19 protein-coding genes are annotated in these 19,623 nt (G+C 64.1%); 8 read left to right on the top strand and 11 right to left on the bottom strand.

Annotated elements, in window-relative coordinates; all coding sequences use genetic code 11:
• Positions 1-328: 328 nt before the first annotated feature.
• On the bottom strand, positions 329-868 hold the full coding sequence (locus tag GWG65_RS04935) for a cupin domain-containing protein (protein ID WP_275194278.1): 540 nt from the start codon (positions 866-868) through the stop codon (positions 329-331).
• A gap of 152 nt (positions 869-1,020) precedes the next feature.
• Positions 1,021-1,308, bottom strand: a complete 288-nt coding sequence (locus GWG65_RS04930) for an usg protein (protein ID WP_275194277.1) — start codon at positions 1,306-1,308, stop codon at positions 1,021-1,023.
• 390 nt (positions 1,309-1,698) lie between these two features.
• Here GWG65_RS04930 and GWG65_RS04925 point away from each other — a divergent pair, with 390 nt between their 5' ends.
• Both GWG65_RS04925 and groL read left to right on the top strand, forming a co-directional pair.
• Positions 1,699-2,013, top strand: coding sequence for a co-chaperone GroES (locus GWG65_RS04925; RefSeq protein ID WP_148741152.1), 315 nt, complete (start codon positions 1,699-1,701; stop codon positions 2,011-2,013).
• A gap of 44 nt (positions 2,014-2,057) precedes the next feature.
• On the top strand, positions 2,058-3,698 hold the full coding sequence (gene groL, locus GWG65_RS04920; protein WP_275194276.1) for a chaperonin GroEL: 1,641 nt from the start codon (positions 2,058-2,060) through the stop codon (positions 3,696-3,698).
• Positions 3,699-4,017: 319 nt separating this feature from the next.
• Here the strand turns inward: groL and lepB are convergent, their stop codons facing one another.
• Positions 4,018-4,776, bottom strand: a complete 759-nt coding sequence (lepB, locus tag GWG65_RS04915) for a signal peptidase I (protein ID WP_275194288.1) — start codon at positions 4,774-4,776, stop codon at positions 4,018-4,020.
• Between the two features lie 707 nt (positions 4,777-5,483).
• Positions 5,484-6,365 (bottom strand): LysR family transcriptional regulator, encoded by an 882-nt coding sequence (locus tag GWG65_RS04910; protein WP_275194287.1) that lies wholly within the window; start codon positions 6,363-6,365, stop codon positions 5,484-5,486.
• Between the two features lie 132 nt (positions 6,366-6,497).
• On the opposite strand from GWG65_RS04910, the gene GWG65_RS04905 reads away from it, so the two are divergent.
• Both GWG65_RS04905 and GWG65_RS04900 read left to right on the top strand, forming a co-directional pair.
• Positions 6,498-7,091, top strand: coding sequence for a cysteine hydrolase family protein (locus GWG65_RS04905; RefSeq protein WP_275194275.1), 594 nt, complete (start codon positions 6,498-6,500; stop codon positions 7,089-7,091).
• An 11-nt stretch (positions 7,092-7,102) separates the two neighbouring features.
• A complete protein-coding gene (locus tag GWG65_RS04900; RefSeq protein WP_275194274.1) occupies positions 7,103-7,732 on the top strand; it encodes a glutathione S-transferase N-terminal domain-containing protein in 630 nt (209 codons plus the stop codon).
• Between the two features lie 7 nt (positions 7,733-7,739).
• Here the strand turns inward: GWG65_RS04900 and GWG65_RS04895 are convergent, their stop codons facing one another.
• Complete coding sequence (locus GWG65_RS04895) at positions 7,740-8,885, bottom strand: tlde1 domain-containing protein (protein WP_275194273.1); 1,146 nt, start codon at positions 8,883-8,885, stop codon at positions 7,740-7,742.
• Positions 8,886-9,475: 590 nt separating this feature from the next.
• Here GWG65_RS04895 and GWG65_RS04890 point away from each other — a divergent pair.
• Together GWG65_RS04890 and GWG65_RS04885 are read left to right on the top strand one after the other, a co-directional pair.
• Positions 9,476-10,012 (top strand): FecR domain-containing protein, encoded by a 537-nt coding sequence (locus GWG65_RS04890; RefSeq protein WP_275194272.1) that lies wholly within the window; start codon positions 9,476-9,478, stop codon positions 10,010-10,012.
• 76 nt (positions 10,013-10,088) lie between these two features.
• Complete coding sequence (locus tag GWG65_RS04885; RefSeq protein ID WP_275194271.1) at positions 10,089-11,978, top strand: adenylate/guanylate cyclase domain-containing protein; 1,890 nt, start codon at positions 10,089-10,091, stop codon at positions 11,976-11,978.
• Positions 11,979-11,991: 13 nt separating this feature from the next.
• Here GWG65_RS04885 and GWG65_RS04880 read toward each other — a convergent pair whose 3' ends face one another.
• The 4 genes from GWG65_RS04880 to GWG65_RS04865 form a co-directional block, all read right to left on the bottom strand.
• Positions 11,992-13,494: a glycosyltransferase family 39 protein gene (locus GWG65_RS04880; RefSeq protein ID WP_275194270.1), complete on the bottom strand. Its 1,503-nt coding sequence runs from the start codon at positions 13,492-13,494 to the stop codon at positions 11,992-11,994.
• A gap of 19 nt (positions 13,495-13,513) precedes the next feature.
• Positions 13,514-14,683, bottom strand: a complete 1,170-nt coding sequence (locus tag GWG65_RS04875) for a glycosyltransferase family 2 protein (RefSeq protein WP_275194269.1) — start codon at positions 14,681-14,683, stop codon at positions 13,514-13,516.
• Between the two features lie 250 nt (positions 14,684-14,933).
• Positions 14,934-15,134, bottom strand: a complete 201-nt coding sequence (locus tag GWG65_RS04870) for a hypothetical protein (RefSeq protein WP_275194268.1) — start codon at positions 15,132-15,134, stop codon at positions 14,934-14,936.
• Positions 15,135-15,203: 69 nt separating this feature from the next.
• On the bottom strand, positions 15,204-15,584 hold the full coding sequence (locus GWG65_RS04865; RefSeq protein ID WP_275194267.1) for a hypothetical protein: 381 nt from the start codon (positions 15,582-15,584) through the stop codon (positions 15,204-15,206).
• 104 nt (positions 15,585-15,688) lie between these two features.
• Between GWG65_RS04865 and GWG65_RS04860 the strand changes: the two genes are divergently transcribed.
• Together GWG65_RS04860 and GWG65_RS04855 are read left to right on the top strand one after the other, a co-directional pair.
• Positions 15,689-16,525, top strand: coding sequence for a DUF72 domain-containing protein (locus GWG65_RS04860; protein WP_275194266.1), 837 nt, complete (start codon positions 15,689-15,691; stop codon positions 16,523-16,525).
• Between the two features lie 172 nt (positions 16,526-16,697).
• Positions 16,698-17,171: a DUF488 domain-containing protein gene (locus tag GWG65_RS04855; protein WP_275194265.1), complete on the top strand. Its 474-nt coding sequence runs from the start codon at positions 16,698-16,700 to the stop codon at positions 17,169-17,171.
• Positions 17,172-17,280: 109 nt separating this feature from the next.
• Here GWG65_RS04855 and GWG65_RS04850 read toward each other — a convergent pair whose 3' ends face one another.
• Positions 17,281-18,195 carry a PhzF family phenazine biosynthesis protein gene (locus GWG65_RS04850; RefSeq protein WP_275194264.1) on the bottom strand — a complete coding sequence of 305 codons (915 nt, stop codon included), beginning with the start codon at positions 18,193-18,195 and terminating at the stop codon, positions 17,281-17,283.
• 112 nt (positions 18,196-18,307) lie between these two features.
• A complete protein-coding gene (locus GWG65_RS04845; RefSeq protein WP_275194263.1) occupies positions 18,308-19,615 on the bottom strand; it encodes an adenylate/guanylate cyclase domain-containing protein in 1,308 nt (435 codons plus the stop codon).
• Positions 19,616-19,623: the final 8 nt, after the last annotated feature.

Genomic DNA, 19,623 nt, shown 5'->3' with positions numbered 1-19,623 from the left:
GCTCAACATCGCTTCAGCGATAATAGCCGGGCTCCAGACCCTGATGTTCCGACCAAAAGCTGGTTTCTGCCTGGAATTCGGTTCGCCCGCTTAGTGGGGTACGCAAAACAAATTCCTGCCCAGTCTCGTAGCGCAATCCGGGAAGACTGCCTGCAACGGACACACTGTCCCGGATTTCGCTGCGCTCCATCCGGGCTACAAGTAACTCGTCATTGCGAGTTGGGACCGGCTTGAGGAGCCGAAGCAATCCAGAAATGCATCTGCGGAAACAGTCTGGATTGCTTCGACGCAAGGGCTCCTCGCAATGACGACGGAGAGAGTCTTGCCCTTACGCCGTCAACTCCACCGTCTTGAACTCCGCCGGCAGGATCACCTCCAGCAGTTCGACATCGTCCGAATAATCCAAAATCATGTGCTTGATCTTCGGCGGCTGGGTCCAGGCGCTGCCTTGTTTCATCAAGGTCTCGCCCTGCCCGTCCATGTAGGTCTTCACCCAACCCTTGAGCACGTAGACCATCTGGAAGTCGACGGCGTGGAAGTGCAGCTTTGAGACTTCCGCCGGATTGCACGGGCCCTGCAGGCGGATCACGTGCGCCTGCGCGAGGCCGTGGGTCGCGTCGGCAATGCCGAGGTCGCGATATTTGGCGTACGCACGCAGGCCGTCGGCCTTGAAGTCTTCCTCGCGGTGATGGCTGATCGCGATGCGCTGCCTGGGCCGAGCGGGCTTCTTCACAGATGACTTGGCCGGTGTCGCACGCGCCTTCGACTTCACTGTCTTGCGTGCCGATGATCGCGCCGCGGCCTTGGTGCCACTCCGCTTCTTCACCGCGGCCTGTGCCGCGCTGCGCGATTTTGCCTTCTTGGACATGGGCTGCGTCCCGTTGTTGTTATGGGAGAGGCTAGCACGGAAACGAGTTTGGTAGGGTGGGTTAGCCGAAGGCGTAACCCACCTCTTTCGCGTCCGCGGAGACAAAGAGTGGTGGGTTACGCTTCGCTAACCCACCCTACAGAACCTCGCCGTCAATGCAGCCGGAACTCCCCGTCCACGGCGCGCAGCTCGGCCGGCTTGATCAGCTTGGAATGCGCCACCGTGACCGAGTGGAGGGGTCCGTCAAGCTTCTGTTGCCAGAACGCCAGGAAATCCTTCAGCGCCGGGAATTTCGGAAACATGTCGTAGTTCTGCCAGACGTAAGTCTGAAGCAGCGAGGGATGATCCGGCATGCGATAGAGAATTTGCGCCGTCGTCAGCCCGTAACCCAACAGCTGTTTCCGGAAATCGTCGGAAACGGCCCCACTCCGCAAGCCCATGCCAACCTCCTTTGCGGGAGCGCATTCAAGGGGTGGCTTTTCCGGTTACGCTGCTTACGAGCCACCCGGTGGAGATGCGCTCACATGAGAGAAATGTGACGCAAACTGATAATCCATCTCAAGCCTAAAAGTTTAACAAGCTGTTGAAATTCAATGCGTTAGCAGCAGATGCGGCACCGTGCTAACACGGACCCCAAGGACGGGCCAAGTCCGGTTAACGATGGTAAAGAATTCTGGCAGACCGCGCTTCTGAGTGCTGATTTTTCTGCTAGAAGCCCTTGCCCCCGCGAAAATCCTGGCCTATTTCAGCTGCACCCGCACTAGCACTCGCGGGCATCGACTGCTAACAATCTGAAATCATCAACCCGAGCAATTGCTTAGGAGGACTGCATGAAATTCCGTCCGCTTCACGACCGCGTCGTGGTCAAGCGCATCGACGCAGAAGAGAAGACCGCTGGCGGCATCATCATTCCCGACACTGCCAAGGAAAAGCCGTCCCAGGGCGAAATCGTCGCCGTCGGGCCGGGTGGCCGTGACGAGGCCGGCAAGCTGATCCCGATCGACCTGAAGGTCGGCGACCGCGTGCTGTTCGGCAAGTGGTCCGGCACCGAAGTCAAGATCGACGGCCAGGACCTGCTGATCATGAAGGAGAGCGACGTCATGGGCGTTCTCGAGGTCAGCGAGTCCAAGAAGAAGGCGGCCTAAGAGCCCCCTCTCCCACCCAGATCAACACCTAAGGAAAAATCCAGATGGCAGCTAAAGAAGTCAAATTCTCCGTCGACGCGCGCGATCGCATGCTGCGCGGCGTCGACATTCTCGCCAACGCGGTCAAGGTGACGCTGGGCCCCAAGGGCCGCAACGTCGTGCTCGACAAGTCGTTCGGCGCGCCCCGCATCACCAAGGACGGCGTCACCGTCGCCAAGGAGATCGAGCTCGAGGACAAGTTCGAGAACATGGGCGCCCAGATGGTGCGCGAAGTCGCCTCCAAGTCCGCTGACGCGGCCGGCGACGGCACCACCACCGCCACCGTTCTGGCGGCCGCGATTGTGCGTGAAGGCGCCAAGTCGGTTGCCGCCGGCATGAACCCGATGGACCTCAAGCGCGGCATCGACCTCGCGGTCGAAGCTGTGGTTGCGGATCTTCAGAAGAACTCGAAGAAGGTCACCTCGAACGACGAGATCGCCCAGGTCGGCACCATCTCCGCCAACGGCGATGCCGAGATCGGCAAGTTCCTCTCCGACGCCATGAAGAAGGTCGGCAACGAGGGTGTCATCACCGTCGAGGAAGCCAAGTCGCTCGAGACCGAGCTTGACGTCGTCGAGGGCATGCAGTTCGACCGCGGCTACATCTCGCCCTACTTCGTCACCAACGCCGACAAGATGCGCGTTGAGATGGACGACGCCTACATCCTCATCAACGAGAAGAAGCTCTCCTCGCTGAACGAGCTGCTGCCGCTGCTCGAGGCCGTGGTGCAGACCGGCAAGCCGCTGATTATCGTCGCCGAGGACGTCGAAGGCGAAGCCCTTGCCACCCTCGTCGTCAACCGCCTGCGCGGCGGCCTCAAGGTCGCAGCCGTCAAGGCTCCGGGCTTCGGCGATCGCCGCAAGGCCATGCTGCAGGACATCGCGATCCTGACCGGCGGCCAGGCGATCTCGGAAGATCTCGGCATCAAGCTCGAGAACGTCACTCTCAACATGCTCGGTCGCGCCAAGAAGGTGATGATCGACAAGGAGAACACCACGATCGTCAACGGCGCCGGCAAGAAGGCCGACATCGAGGCGCGCGTGTCGCAGATCAAGGCGCAGATCGAGGAGACCACCTCGGACTACGACCGTGAGAAGCTCCAGGAGCGTCTCGCCAAGCTCGCGGGCGGCGTCGCGGTGATCCGCGTCGGCGGCGCGACCGAGGTCGAGGTGAAGGAGCGCAAGGACCGCGTTGATGACGCGATGCATGCGACCCGCGCGGCTGTCGAGGAAGGCATCGTCCCGGGCGGCGGCGTCGCCCTGCTCCGTGCCTCCGAGCAGCTCAAGGGCCTGCGCACCAAGAACGACGACCAGAAGACCGGCGTCGAGATCGTGCGCAAGGCGCTCTCCTCGCCGGCCCGCCAGATCGCGATCAACGCCGGTGAAGACGGCTCCGTCATCGTCGGCAAGATCCTCGAGAACAAGGCCTACGCTTACGGCTTCGACTCGCAGACCGGCGAATATGGCGACCTCGTCAAGAAGGGCATCATCGACCCGACCAAGGTGGTGCGCACCGCGATCCAGAACGCAGCCTCGGTTGCAGCTCTCTTGATCACCACGGAAGCCATGGTCGCCGAGCTGCCCAAGAAGGGCGGCGCAGGCCCCGCGATGCCTCCGGGCGGCGGCATGGGCGGCATGGACTTCTGATCCAGCCGTTCAGGCAAAGCCAAGAATGCGAAACCCCGGCAGCGATGCCGGGGTTTTTGTTTTTTGACAATGCACTCACAGGTGGTATTTTGTTTCATTCCGGGGCGCGACGCAGTCGCGAGCTACGATGCGCAATTGCGCATCTGAGAATCCATTTCACCACTTGCGCATGGCCTATTACGTCTACCTCCTTGGGAGTGGAAGATCCGGCTTATCGAAAATCCCGAGTGGATTGATCTGTATCCGCAAATTGCGAGCTGAGCTTGTGGATCAATGGATTCCGGGCTCGGCGCTTTGCGCCGCCCCGGAATGACGAGCATCACCGCACGATCGTACCTATCCGCTCGTATCGGATGCTGGACGGTTGCTCCCGTGTGCCCGCGGCCATCGAGAAGAAGATCATCCCCACTCGGCCAACGACGTTCTCGATCGGAATGTAGCCCACGGCCGACATGACACGGCTGTCGGTCGAGTTGTCCCGGTTGTCGCCGAGCATGAACAGGTGCCCTGCCGGCACAGTGTAGACGGTGGTATTGTCGTAGTAACCGATGTCGATGCAGTCGAGCGTGTCGTAGCTTGCGCCGTTCGGCAGCGTCTCGCGCCAGCGTTTGGCACTCGCCTTCCCGGGGCCGCACGCATCATCTCCGATGACATCACGCAAACGCTCGCGTTGCACGGCCACCCCGTTGATCAGGAGCTCGCCTTCCTTCATCTGGATGCGATCTCTAGGCAATCCAACCACGCGCTTGACGTAGTCGGTGCTTTCATCTTTCGGCAGACGAAAGACGACCATGTCCCCAAGCGCGGGCTCGGAGCCGAACACGCGGCCCGAAAACGAGGCCAGTGCGAATGGCAACGAAAAGCGGCTGTATCCATACGCAAATTTGTTTGCGAAGACGTAGTCGCCAGGCAGCAAGGTGGGAATGTTCGATGCCGACGGTACGCTGAACGGTTGAAACAGAAACGTCCTGATCAGCAACGCGAGAACCGCGGGCAGACAGAGCGCGGATATCCCATAGGTCACGAAGCTGCGAAAGAAGTCGAACCCCTCCACTCTGCCCAGCATCAACAGCGTCATCACAATTGACCACAGACTGCAAAGGCCGACCGCAAGCGCCAGCGCCCCCGGTAGCGATGATGCGCCGGCACCAACGACGCGCAAGCCAAGAACCACCGCTATCGCCAATGCGGCGCCTGCAATGGCGGGCAACATCCCCCACGCGAGGACGGCGCGCAGTTTCGCCGCAGATGCGGCCCCGCCCATGAGCCGTCCAACACCCGCGGCAACCCAGCCGGCGATGTACACATTAAGGACGCTGAGAGCGCCGCCACCAACGAGGCAGACAAGGAGTACGCGCCAGTCAGCCAAGGACTGATCGATTCCCACGCTCAGCAACCAACTGACAGCGGATGCAGCGCCTCCAAGCGCAGCGAAAGGCAGCACCATGGGACTTGGCGTCTTGGCGACAACGTCCTTGATCGCCTGTCGCGGTCTCCACCAGATCGTCAGAAGGGGAGACGATCCTGCCATCGCATCATTCGGCTCCGTGCTCGACATTCCAGATTCCGCCCGCCACCTTTGCCTAGGCTCTGCCTAGCAGCTACCCCGGCACGGCGCTACCCCAGAGCGAAAACTCGCACCAATTCGCGCGCGTTGCCTTGAACTCACGCGCTGAGCTTGCGGGCCAACGGACGCCGGGCACGCGCCCAAGAGGGCGCGCCCCGGAATGACGAGCGGGGGACACTTACCGCACCTTCCCCAACCGCTCGATGCGCGGCTCGCCTTCAATTTCGTGAAGCGACAGATCGCATCAGGCGCGGCCCGAGATCCTTGAAGCCGATATCCTTGAAGCAATGCCGCACCCACGCGATGGCAAGGCGCGTCGCGGGATCGCGCTTGAGATGGTTCTGCACGAGCAGCCAGACGTCGCGGCGCTTGGCGAGCAAAGTCGCGCGCAAACTGCGGTCGGCCAGCAGCGATCCGCAATTGTGTTCGGGCAGTACGCCGATGGCCTGATGCGATGAGATCATCGTGCGGATGATTCGAACGTTGTCGGTGACGCAGCGCGCGGCCTTCAGCCGCCTGGCACGCAGGAACTGCTGCTCCGGGATCGCATCAAGCTCGTCCGGATAGGCGCAGACGATCGATGCGGTATCGGCCGCCTCGGCCGGCTCGAAGAAATACAGCCGCACCTCTGCGAGCTTCGAGATCGTGAAATCGCCCTTCTCCGGCTTGCGCAGCCGGATGGCGAGGTCGGCCTGCCAGCGCGAGAATTTGACGTTCTCGCTCGAGGTCAGGAATTGCAGCGTCAGGCCCGGATTGTCGCCGAGGAATTTTGCCGCGCGCGGCGCCAGCAGCTCCTCGGCGACCGAACTGGTCGACGCGATGCGCAGGCGGCCGACCGGACCCGGCTGGCTCTCGCGCAGGCGGTCGATCGCCGCGACATGCGCCGCCATCGCGCCGACATGCGCGAGCACCGCCTCGCAATGCCGCGTCGGCCGTCGCAGCCCGTCGGCGGCCTCGAACAGCGGCACGCCGAGATCGCGCTGGATCCGCGCGAGCCTGCGCCCCACGGTGGTCTCGTCGATGCGCAGCCGCGCGCTGGCGCCGGCATAGGTGCCCTCGTCCCTGACCGCAGCGATGATGCGCAGATCGTCCCAGTTCATCGCGGCGAGCTTAACAGGCGACGTCGATTCCTGCAAATTTGCAGCCATATGCTGCAATAGTCCTGCACAATGGCAGGCGGCGGCCGGGCTAGTGTCAGCGCCAACTGCTCGTGTTGAAAGGCCTGACTGCAAATGACTGCTCCAAAAACCCTGCTCGAACTCGCCGGTGCTGATCTCAATCCGCCGAAGCTTGGCGAATCCTGCCTCGTGCTGATCGACATCCAGAACGAATATCGCGCCGGCCCGCTGGCGCTGCCGGATGCGGAGACCGCGATCGCCGCGGCCGTCCGCCTGCTCGGACGTGCCAGGCAGAGCGGCGCGGCGATCTTCCACGTCGCGCACAAGGGCCGCGCCGGCAGCCTGTTTGACCGCGAGGCCGAGCGCGGCGCCATCGTTGCGAGCCTGGCACCGCTGGCGAGCGAGCCGGTGATCGAGAAGGCGCTGCCGAACTCCTTTGCCGGCACCGATCTGCAAACCCGGTTAGCTGCGACCGGACGCAACGACATCGTGCTGGTGGGCTTCATGACCCACATGTGCGTGAGCTCGACCGCGCGCGCTGCGCTCGACCTCGGCCTGCGCACCACCATCGCGGCCGATGCCTGCGCCACCCGCGATCTGCCCGACGGGCGCGGCGGAACGTTGGCCGCAAGGATCATTCACGAGGTCGCGCTGGCCGAATTGTCGGACCGCTTCGCGCTGATTGCGCGCAGCGATGCACTGAAATGACGGAGCGCGCGATGCTGCAACTCTATTTCTTTCCAATGGCCTGTTCGCTCTCCAGCCGTATCGCGCTGCTGGAGGCCGGCCTGGATGCGCAATATCACTTCGCTCACATCTGGACGAAGAAGGTCGTGGACGACGACAGCGACTTCCGCGGCGTTTCACCGAAGGGCGCCGTGCCAGTGCTGGTGCTGGAGAACGGCGAGCGGCTGACCGAAAGTGCGGCGGTGCTGCAATACATCGCCGATTTGAAGCCGGCGACCGGCCTCGCTCCCGCATTCGGCGATCCCGACCGCTATCGCCTCCAGGAATGGTTGAGCTTCATCGGCGCCGAGATCCACAAGGGATTTCTGTATCCGACTTTCTGGTACAAGGATGACGGATCGCTCTCCAAGCCGCGTGCAAGAATAACACCGACATTGTCGGTGCCATCAGCGCATCTGGCGGACCGCGAATTCCTCGTCGGCGACCGCTTCACCGCCGCGGATGCTCACCTCACCTGGGCCTTGCTGGTGCTCCGTCCCGCAGGCGTCGACATCGCACAATGGCCATCGTTGTCGGCCTATCTCGAACGGATGCAGGCGCGGCCTGCCGTGCGCGAGGCGATTGCCACCGAGATGGCGCTACGCAAGACGCTCGCGGCTTAGGCCGAGATCAGTCCACCCGCGCCAGCACCGCGAGCTTGCGGATGCCCTTGTTGCGGTAGGCGTCGAGGAACGCGTAATAGTCCTTGAACGACACGCAGCCGTTGGAATCGCCGTTCGGACCGAGCATGAAGGTGTGGGCGAGCAGGCCGTCGCGACCGTAGATCGCGTTCTCGCCGCCGATCGGGGTCAGGCGTAGCGCGGGCACGCCGTGGAACAGAGCTTCACGCGGCTTCAGCGTGTAGATGTGCGGCGGCGTCACGCCGCGCATGCGCACCCGCGAGGAGCGCGGATCGTCGAGATTGGAGCCGAGGCCGGAATGCGCCTCGAGCTTGGTGCCGTCGGGCAGATATACCGCCTTGGCAGAGATGTCGTAGACCGCGGTGTCGCGCTCATAGGGCGCCGAACCGCCGAGCATCGGGTTCTGCTCCCTGGGCGCGATGCTCGCGGTCACGCTGGCATCGGCCGACGCATAAGCCAGGAGCCCGCCGGACGGCTCGCGCTTGCCCCAGAGCTTTTCAACCATCGACTGCCGCGGCCCGGTGATCGACATCACCGCCGCCTTGGCGCGATCGGCGAAGGATTTTGCCGGCTTGGCCTCAGGTGCCGGCACGATCTCGGCCGGGTCGGCTGAGGCGAGCTGCACAGGCGCATCCGCGCGCTTGGCCTTCGCAACATCGCCGACCTTGTCGGCAATCTTGTCAGCGACCTTGGTCGGGCTCAGCGGCTTCAGCGCCTCCGCGACCTTCGCCATCACGGTCGGCTTCGCCGAGTCCTTGGCAGCGTCCTTTGCAGTATCCTTGGCAGTATCCTTGGCTTCGGCAATCTTCGTTGCGGGAGCCTGGCCGACGGCGCTCGCCGCATTCGATTCCACGCCTTGCGTCGCCGCCGCGGCAAAACGCTCGTTGAACATCTCGCGGGAGATCGGCGCTGCCACCTGCAGCCGGTCGGGTAGAAGCGCAAAGGCTTCCTTGACCGCCTCGCCCGCCTCGCGCAGCACGACCCTGGGTGCGCGCTTGATCACGGGCTCGTCGTAACGGAGGCTGCCGACGGTCGGATAGACGCTGGCGGCGAAGATGTTGCTGTAGACGGTCCAGCCGGCGCCAAGCACGACGCAGCCGATCGCGGCGGCGCCGAGCACGTTTTGGGTGGTCATTTTCCGGGAAGGCTTCCGAAGAGAATGCTTCGAGAACTTCTTGGACTTCCGTGCCGCGTTACTCTGCGCAGCGATACTCGTACTCATTCGCCTTGCGTCCAGGACGGTGTCACTCAGTCCCCCTTCGAAGTGCCGCTGCTGGTCACGTTCCGAAGCCAGCATCTCGCAGAGGGTCGGAGCGTCATTAAGGCGACTTTTAGTTAAATGCGGATTAAGTTCGGGCGGATCTGGGGCGGCGGGTCAGCGCTGTCCCATTTCGAGAAAAAACCCGCAGAAATACGGACTTAGACGCATCTGTTAACCATGTTTCTCGGCCGACCTGGCGCAGTCACCCCATGGCTCTGGCCAGCTCCTAAGGCACATCCAACCACGTCATTTTCGTGGTCTTCCAACCTCGCCAGACCATAGCGCCGGAGCGTTGCGCGAGGCTGGCGAACTCAGGCTGACCGAAAGTTGATCGCGCGCAATCTGGACATGGGCCGGACGAGAAAATAGCTCCCCTTGCCGGCACTATTCAGCAGCCTCCGCGTGTGATACGGTACCGTATCAACATCGCCCTGAAACGTGCCGCGCACGAATTGGAGGCTGCCATGACAAGCGTCGCGAGAAGCGTCGCGCGCGCCGGGTTTTTCGCTCTGGCGTCTTCGTTTTTGTTGACCGGATACGCAGCCGCGCAGCCTGCAGCCAATAAGGGTTGCACGCCGTCGGCGTCGGCCGCCGGCACACAGACCTGGCGCTGTGACAACGGCATCACCATCGTCGCAGAAAATGGCGCCAGATTTGAACTTAAGGACGCCAACCGCGACGGACATATTGACTCCGTGGAGTTGAGCAGCAAAGCCCTGCTGATCGAGGTTCCCAAGAAGCCGGGCGGCCATCCCTTCAAGGTGCTGACGCCGCAGGCGATCGCCGCGGTGCGCGGCACCCGATGGGCCGTCGATGTCGCTGACGCCAAGACCTCCGTGTTTGTCGCCGACGGTCGTGTCGGCGTGAATCGCAGGGCTCGCGGACGTGGCGTCGTGCTCGGGCCCGGCGAAGGCGTCGACGTCGAGGCGAGCGGTCCGCTGACCGTCAAACAATGGGGCCAGCCGCGGATCGACGCGCTGATGGCAAGGCTGGGTCAATAAGACCTGGACAATAAGACCTGGACAATAGGACTTGATCAGTAAGGCTTGGTCAAAAAGTAGATTGCAGAACGACGGAATGAATAGTCGACGCGTTCAGATCCTGGTGGCCCTCGTCCTCACCGCGCTGTGGGGCGGCGGCATCTATGCCGGCCACACCAATGGCCATCTGCGTTTTCTCGATCGTCTCGAGGCAACACTGACGGACCTGCGCACGCTCGCCCGCGGCGTGCAGCGTCCGCCCGATCTCGTCACCATCGTCGCGATCGACAACACCGTGGTGAAGCGCGGCGGCAGCTATCCGCTGCCGCGCGCCGATCTCGCGCGAATCGTCGACACCATCGTGCAGTTCAAGCCGAAGGTCATCGCAATCGACCTGCTCCTGGTCGACCGCAGCGCCGCGATCGGCGATGCCACGCTGGCGCAGACGCTGGCCACCGGTCCCATAGTGCTTGCCGCCGCGGCGATCTTCCCGACCGCCAGCGAGACCGTTGCAACTGGCGGCGAGGACCCTCTCGCCGCCCTGCCCCAGGCCGAGCGTTTCCTGCTGCCGCTTCCCGCATTCGCCGACCACGCCGAGGTCGGAATCGTCAACGTGGCGACGGGGCAATCGGGCTCGCCACTCTCGGTCCCGATGCTGTTCCGGACGCGCGACAAGGTCGAGCTGTCGTTCCCCTTGCGCGTCGCGAGCCGCGCGCTGGACAAGCCGCTGACGATCGCGCCGGACCATCTCATGCTCGGCGATCGCGCGGTGCCGACCGATACCGACTTCGCGCTGCCGATCACCTATTACGGCCCGCGCCGCACCATCCGCACCGTCAGCGCGCAGAGCGTGTTCGACGGCACGCTCGACCGCGCGGCGATCGAGAACCGGATCGTGGTGATCGGCGCCGCGGTCGCCGGCGGCGGCGACTTTTATCCGACGCCGTTCGATTCCCTGATGCCCGGCGTTGAGGTGGTTTCGACCGCGATCACCCATCTGGTCGCCGGCGACGGCATCGTGCGCGACCGCAAGGTCCACATCGCCGACGCGCTCGCCGCGATTCTGCTGCCGATGCTGCTGGTGGGATTGCTGGCCTGGCGCCGCAGCGCGCTCGGCCTCCTTGCCGCGGCTGTGGTGATGATGGCCTGGGCCGCGCTCAACCTGCTCGCGTTCACGCACGGCATCTGGCTGAATGCGGCGACCATACTCTCAGCCGCAGTGCCGCCGGTTGCGGTGTTTGCCGGCGTGCAATTGTGGGCCGGCGGCCGCCGCACGCAATATCTTGCCGCCAAGAGCAGGTCACTCGCGCAATTCCAGGCGCCGGCAGTGCAGGAGTGGCTGGCCCGCGATCCCGATTTCCTGGCAAAGCCCGTCCGGCAGAACGCCGCCATCGTCTTCATCGATCTGTCCGGCTTCACGGCCCTGAGCGAACGGATCGATCCCGATGCGCTCCGGGATCTGCTCAAGGCATTCCATGCGCTGATCGACAAGGCGGCGGTCGATTGCGGCGGCATGGTCACCGGCTTTCTCGGTGACGGCGCCATGATCCTGTTCGGTCTGCCCAGCGCGATGCCGGACGACGCGGCTCGCGCGCTGAAGTGCGCGATCGACCTGCACCGCAGCGTCGAACGCTGGATCGCCTCGCTGCCTCCCGAGATCGCGGACCAGGTCGGCTTCAAGATCGGCGCGCATTTCGGCCCCATCGTCGCCTCCCGCCTCGGCGAGAGCCACCAGCACATCACGGCGACCGGCGACACCGTCAACGTCGCGAGCCGGTTGATGGAGGTCGCCGTCCAGAACGATGCGCGATTGGCCCTGAGCGATACGCTGCTCGATGCCGCCGATTTCCTGGGTGATCCCGACGGCACTTTAAGAGGCCCGCTGCGCACGCAGGTTCGCGGCCGCTCCGGCACAATCGCCGTCTGGTTCTGGCGCGACGAGCGTCAATCGAGACGCCCGGCGGCCGAAGCCGACGTGACGAGCTGAGCCTTCGAAAGCGCTACCGCGCTTCAGGCGGCGGCGAGCGGTCCAGCACGTCGCCCTTGGCGCCTTCCAAGAGATCGATGCCGTAGGTCTCGACCACGAGTGGCCCGCGCTTGCGTTGCAATTGCGCAACTTGCGTCACCTGGGCAAAGAGGTCGTTGAGGAACGGACGGCCGCCCTCGCGCAGCTCGTCGAGATAGAGCAGCTTGCCCGCGAGCAGTTTTGGATCGGGTTCGGGCATGTTGACCCAGCGGATACGCTGGCTCTGCTGCGCGACGCAGGTGCCGCGCGGCAAATAGAAGGCGAGCCAGCCGGTGGTGCCGTAGTCCGGCGCCAGGACGCACGTCGCACCGGTGCGCACGCGCACGGCCTCGATCTCGGCGGCGAGCTCGCGCCAGCCGACCCCGACGCTGCGCACGGTCGCATCGCGGCGATAGCCGGATAGCCAGCCGGTGTTGGCCTGCACGATCAACGCAGCAAACATCACGATGCCCGTTGGCGCGGCCCAGCGCAGGCAGAAATCCGCCAAGCGCCGCTGGCGCGGCTTCCACTGTGCAAGATTGGCGGCGGCAGCCGCGGCGACGACGAAGGGCGGATAGACCGGCGCGAACCAATTGGCCTCGACGCGGGCATGCAGCGAATGCCAGACGAAATAGGCCACGATGGTCCAGAACATGGTCTCGATCAGCACGCGCGAGGCCAGCGCGCCGGCCCTGCGCCAGGTCAGCGCGTGCAACCCCATCGCCCCGAGGATGAAGACGAGCGGGGTTGCGAATGCGATCTGGGTCGGGATCAGCTCGGCGATGAAGACGGGCCGGAAGTCTTCGATTTTTGCGCGCCCGAGCTGCTTTGCGAACGAGACCCATTGATGATCCGCATTCCACAGGATCACCGGCGAAAACAGCGCCAGGGCGACGAGCCCGCCGAGATAGGGCCAGGGCGAAAGAAACCAGCGCCGCAGCTTCGGCACCGCTGCGAGCCAGATCAGGATCGCGGGGCCGAAGAACATTGCGGTATATTTCGACAGCAGCGCCGCACCGACGGCGACGCCGACGGCCAGCCACCAGGCACCGCGGCCGGTCTCCAGCACCTTGGCGAGAAAGAACAGCACGAGGCTCGAGGCGACGAGCAGCGGCGCATCGGGCGTCACGATCAGCGTGCCGACCGCAGCCAGCAGCGTCACGTTGAGCAGGATGGCGCTGGTCGCGGCGACGCGCGCGCCGCCAAACAGGATCGCGGCCGAGCGATAGATCGCATAGCTCATCGGCAGCGCCAGCAGGATCGAGACCAGGCGAACGCCGAGCTCGGTATCGCCGGCGATCATGGTGCCGGCGCGGATCACGTAGGCAACCATCGGCGGATGGTCGTAGTAGCCGCCCGCCAGGTTCTTCGACCACATCCAGTAGTAGGCTTCGTCGAACGTGATCGGCGTGAACGCGGCCGTGACGAGCCGCAAGCCGACCAGCGCAAGGATCACCAGCGCGGTATTGCGGACGATCCGCGCGTCAGCTCCGCCCATGGTCAGCTTCCTCGGCGCGCTATTTCTTGCGCCAGACGAACAGTCCGGACATCGCGTAATTCCACACCACGCCCATCAGCGCACCGGCCATGCCGGCCAGCCACCAGATCGGCTCCTGGTCGTACACGGAGAAGGCGACGCCGACATTGGCGAGCAGGCCGACGCTGCACACGATGTAGAAGGCGATCAGGCCACGCAGGAGCGCAAAGCCCTTCAGTCGCTGATCGCGATAGGTAAGGAAATTGTTGAGGATGAAGTTGCTGGTCATGGCGACGATGGCGCCGGCGGCCTGCGCCTCCGCGAACGGCACCTTGAACAGCCGAAGCGCGATGAACAGCGTGGTGAGATGCACCACGAGACCGATGCCGCCGACCATTGCGAACAGCAGGAAGCGAAGCGAGACGGCATCGTTGGTGAACTTCGCCAGCACCAGGCCGAGAAAGTCCAGCGCGACCATGGAATCGAGCTTGCTCTCGCCGTGCTGGCGCTGGCCAAACGTGTAGGGAATTTCGACGGCGCGCAGGCTGCCGCTCGCGCTGGCGACGAGGTCGAGCAGGATCTTGAAACCGTGCACGGAAAGCTTTGGGGCCAGTTGCTCGAAGCGATCGGCGCGCACCATGAAGAAGCCGCTCATGGGATCGGCGATCTCGACCCGCAGCACCTTCCTTGCCACTTCGGTGGCGAGCGCACTGGCGCCGGCGCGCTGCTTGTTGAAACCTTCGCTCTTGTAGCCTTCGATATAGCGGCTGCCGACCACGAGATCGGCCTGCCCGCTCGCGAGCAGCGACAGCATCTTCGGCAATTGCGTCTCGTCATGCTGGAGATCGGCGTCGATCACCGCAGCATAGGGCGCGCTCGAGGCCAGAATGCCCTCGATGCAGGCGCCCGACAGGCCGCGGCGGCCGATGCGGCGGATGCAGCGCACACGACTGTCGCGCTGGGCCAGCGCGCGCACCACGTCCCAGGTGCCGTCGGGTGAATTGTCGTCGACGAACACGACCTCCCAGGCAATGCCCGCAAGCACCGCCTCCAGCCGCCGGTACAGCACCGTGACGTTGTCGCGCTCGTTGAAGGTCGGGACAACGACCGACAATTCCGCCGACCGCGAAGCCGTGCCGCGGGCGTGATCGTGGGCCCTATCTTGGGCCTGCCGCGGATTTTCGGAGCCGGGTCTGATCGCTTCATTCATGACGGCAGCGTATATCCGTCGTATCCTGCGATGCCAAGCCGGGGTTTCTCTGGGAAATGGCGCAAACGGGGGCCCAAAATGCCAACGACCCCGGAACAACGGGCGCGCGTACATCCGGCGCAGCCTGAGCTATTCCAAGGTCGTTTCAACAACGGAGATTGTCACTCAACGTTGCCGTTAAAAGCTAGATAGGAACGGGATACAGGCTTTGCAAGGGCCCCACGTACTCTCAAAGTACCTTCCCGAGCCCCTATTGATTGGGGACTTCCCGGATTACCGGGCCTCTGGGCGCGGGCGCCGCAGGGGCTGGCGCCATGGCAGCCGGGGCGGCGTCGGCTTTGGGCTTCGCCGGCTTGCCGTATTGGCCGATCGGTCCGAACACGACGGCGACCGCAAGCACCACCGCCGCGACGATCGCGCCAAAAATGCCCCCCACCGACTCAGACGACATAGCAGCCCATCCCTGTTCCAGATGAGGCCAGTGATACCATGGATGGACGCGTGGCCGGAAGGGCCCCTCCTACTTTGCCGGCGGCCTGTGCTTGACGAAGGCGGTCACGATATCCTTCTGCGCGGACTCGACCGCCCTGTTCGCGGTCGCGAGATGAGCCCCGGAATCGATCGCCGGATACTGCGTGGTCAGATAGTCGAGCAGCGCCACTCGATAGTATTGCCGCTCCGACGGACAGGCACCGGCGACCGAGCGGCCGAAATCCTGCTCCGAGAGACCCTGATTGCTGTCGCGCGAATATTCCCGCGCCAGGCAATGCCAGTAATCGTCGCGGCCCTGCATGGCGAGCTTCTGCGCGCCCTTCGCATCGTCATCCTCAGCCATGACCAAAGATACCATGGCAGCAGATGTCATCATGACGAGTGCCGCGCCCACGATCAGCATCCGCATCTTGTTCTCCTTTTTCGCAGATCCCGCCGCGAAGCTTAGACCGCACGCCGCAACTGGCCAATCACATCTGGTTTGATTAGGATGATGCCCTCCCCTCCTCGTCGATGCGAGATCCTCCCGTGGCCAAAGCAAAAACCGCGTCAAAAAAATCCGGCAACATCTTTATCGGCGTCGGCGGCTGGACCTTCGAGCCCTGGCGCGGCGTGTTCTATCCGGAGAAGCTGACGCAGGCCAAGGAGCTGTCCTATGCCGCGTCGAAGCTGACCTCGATCGAGATCAACGGCACCTATTACGGCTCGCAGAAGCCGGAGAGCTTTCGCAAATGGGCGAGTGAAGTGCCGGAGGGCTTTGTGTTCTCGGTGAAGGGGCCGCGCTTTGCGACCAACCGCCGGGTGCTGGCCGAAGCCGGCGATTCCATCAAGCGGTTCTATGATTCCGGTGTGCTGGAACTCGGCGACCATCTCGGCCCGGTGCTCTGGCAGTTCGCGCCGACCAAGAAATTCGACGGCGCCGATTTCGGCAAGTTCCTCGAGCTGTTGCCGCGCAAGCTCGAGGGACGCGCGCTGCGCCATGTGGTGGAAGTCCGCCACGACAGCTTCTGCACGCCGGATTTCGTCGCGCTGATCCGCGAATTCGAGACGCCGGTGGTGTTTGCCGAGCACGGCAAATATCCGGCCATCGCCGACGTCGCCGGCGATTTCGTCTATGCCCGGCTTCAGAAGGGCAATGACGAGATCAAGACCTGCTATCCGCCGAAAGAGCTCGACGCCTGGAGCAAGCGTTTCCAGGCCTGGGCCGCGGGCGGTGAACCCGACGACCTGCCGAAGGTCGACAAGGCCAGGCCGAAGAAAGAGCCGCGCGACGTGTTCGCCTACGTCATCCACGAGGGCAAGGTCCGCGCGCCTGCCGGCGCCATGGAACTGATCGCGCGGGTGAGCTGAGCGCAGGTCCGTCGCTTTATGACACTCGGAGTTAGAAGCGCCAAAGCCTGCACACGTCGTGGCCGGGCTTGTCCCGGCCATCCACGGCTTACCGCGCGGCACGAAGAACGTGGGATGCCCGGGACAAAGCCCGGGCATGACGACCTCTCATGTTCTGAGCTGAGGATGTCCCATGGCAAAAGCGAAGAAGCTCTTCACCATCGGTTATGAGCAGACGCCGCCCAAGGCGGTGCTGGACGAGTTGGAGCAGGCCGGTGTCAAGCTCGTGGTCGACGTGCGCGCGGTGACCTCGTCGCGCCGTCCGGGTTTCTCCAAGAAGCAGCTCGCCGCGGGCCTGGATGAACGCGGCATTGCCTATGTTCATCTCGCCGCGCTCGGCACGCCGAAGGAAGGCCGCCTCGCCGCGCGCAGCGGGCAATTCGACGTGCTGGAGAAGATCTATTCAAAGCACCTGAAGACGCCGCAAGCCAGGGAAGACATGGACGAGCTCTCCGCGCTGGTGAAGAAGGCCGGATCTGTGTGCCTGCTCTGCTATGAGCGCGACCACACCCACTGCCACCGCCAGATGATCGCGGAGGTGATCGAGGAGCGGGATGGCGTGACGGTGGAGAATTTGGCGGCCCCCGTCATTCCGGGGCGCGCGTAGCGCGAACCCGGAATCCATTCATCACCGACTCTGCGGCCCAATGGATTCCGGACTCGCGCTACGCGCGCCCCGGAATGACGGCTGGAGAGAACGCGCTCCGGAATGACAATTACCCCTCCCCCGTCAGCCGAAACGTTCCTTCCATCATCTGCACGCAGCTGCCGCCGACATGGGCGGAGACGATCTTGCCGTCTTGCTTGCGCACGCGGGTCAGGAGCAGGCTCGGCCGGCCCATGTCAAAGCCCTGACCGATGGTGAGCTTCAATTCGCCGTCGGTCGTAGAATCGAGATCGGCAAACAGCGCCGCGGCGGCAACGGTGGCGCTGCCGGTCGCGGGGTCCTCGATCAGGCCGCTGGCGCCGGGGAAGAACATCCGCGCCTGGAGCTTGCATGGGGCTTCCGCCGCCGGCACGTCGCGGGTGTAGAAATAGACTGCGAAGGCGCCGTCGCGCGGCAGCATTCGGCCGAACGCCGCAGCGTCGGGCTTTGCGCGGCGGACGGCGTCACGCGAACGCACCTCCGCCACCACGAAGGGTGTCCCGACGCTGACGACTTGAGGCGCGTGACGATCGGTTTTGATGTCGTCAGTGGTCAAGGAGATGCAGGCCGCGATCTCCTCGGCAGAACACTGCGCAAGCCGCGACAGCGGCTGCGGCGCGGTCAGCTCGGTGCTGACCACCCGGCCCTGCTCTCGCACGATATCGACGGGAACGAGGCCCGCCTTCTCCTCGAACAGCAGGCGCGGCTTCGCCTCTTTCGCGATCGTCGCCAGCACGAAGGCGGTGCCAACGTTGGGATGACCCGCAAAGGGCAGCTCCCTAACCGGGGTGAAGATGCGCACCTCGGCATCATTGGCGTTGTCGCGCGGCGGCAGCACGAAGGTCGTCTCGGAATAGTTGAACTCGGTTGCGATCGCCTGCATCTGCGCCGTCGATAGGCCGCCGGCATCGCGCACGACGGCGAGCTGGTTGCCTCCGAAGGCGCGGTCGGTGAACACATCGACGGTGACGTAGCGGCGCTGCATCTTCACTTCCTCATGCAAGTTGCGGCCGCGACCGGCCGCGTCGCCGGCATGTTAGGAGATGCCGACGGCCGCCGTCATGCCCCAAAATTCGGAGCACTCGGTGCAATCCGCATTATCCGAGTTGAAACACCGCGACCTTCCGCTCATAGCCGCGCACCTCGACCTCGCCGAGCGCAACGGCATCGCCAATGTCGTCACCGAGCGCCTCGCGCACGGAAGCGGAGATCAGGAGCTGCGAGCCGAACTCCTTGTTCAGCGCCTCCAGTCGCGAGGCAAAGTTCACGGTGTCGCCGATCACCGTGTACTCCTTGCGGCGTGGCGAGCCGATATTGCCGGCGACGACCTCGCCGATATGGATGCCGATGCCGATCTTGAGCGGCCAGCTTGTGTGCGCATTGATGCGGTCCATCGCGGTCAGCATCTCGCGGCCTGCGGCGGCCGCACGATGCGCGGCGTCGGACGCCTCCAGCGGCGCGCCGAACAGCGCCAGGAAACCGTCGCCGAGAAACTTGTTCACGATGCCGCCGTGGCGGTCGAGGATGTCGACCAGCACCGCGAACGCTCCGTCGAGGCGGTCGACCACCTCCTGCGGGGAGCGCGATTGTGCGCCCGCGGTGAAGCCGCGGAAATCGACGAACATCACGGCGACGCGGCGAAGGTCGCCGGCCGCACTGGTGCCCTCCGCCATCAGCCGCTCCACCACCTGCGGCGAGACGTGCTGGCCGAACAGGTTCGTCACCCGGTCGCGCGCGGTGGCGGCCGCGATGCTCGCGGCGAATTGCCGCCGCAGCCGCGCGCCGACAGAGCCCGCGAGGAAGCCGCAAATCAAAATGATCGTGCTGCGCACCGAGTGGAAGTAGATCAGGGGCTCGCCGGCCTCGCTAGCCGAGTTGTAATATAGCGCGACGGCCAAGAGTTCGGCTGCGGCCACAAATCCCGTGAAGGTGGACAACCAGAAATCGAGCCGCAGCGTCGAAAGAATAATGAAAATGAAATAGGCCAGCGGCAACACGAAACCGAGCGCCTGGCTCGCGCCCATGCTGCGAATCTGCAGGATCAGGATGATCGTCGGCAGCGACGTTTCGATGAGGGCGCCGATATAGCGCCTGATCACCGGCAGGTCGCGATCGAGCTTGAGGTTTCGCCTGATCTGGCTGTGGACCCAGACCTCGAAGAGGATGAAGCCCGCCAAGAGGACGTATTCGCGGACCAGGCCCTCCGTCCCGCGCCAGACCCGGTTCACGAGGGCCGGGTCGATCAGATAGGTTGCGGTGAGGAACAGGACCATGACGCAGCCCGTCGTGATCAGCGCCCTCACCCGCAACAGCTCGGTGCGCAGCACCTCCCGCGTCAGCTCGCGCTCGAAATCGTCCGACAAAACGGCATGCTGCCGGGCTTTCCTGCTCGCAAAGCTGATCATTCCGCCCC

Origin of the sequence: Bradyrhizobium sp. CSA207, assembly GCF_029051685.1 — a bacterium.
Classification (GTDB): Bacteria; Pseudomonadota; Alphaproteobacteria; order Rhizobiales; family Xanthobacteraceae; genus Bradyrhizobium.
The sequence above is the reverse complement of the archived record's forward strand: the minus strand, read 5'-3'. Positions and strand labels throughout refer to the sequence as shown.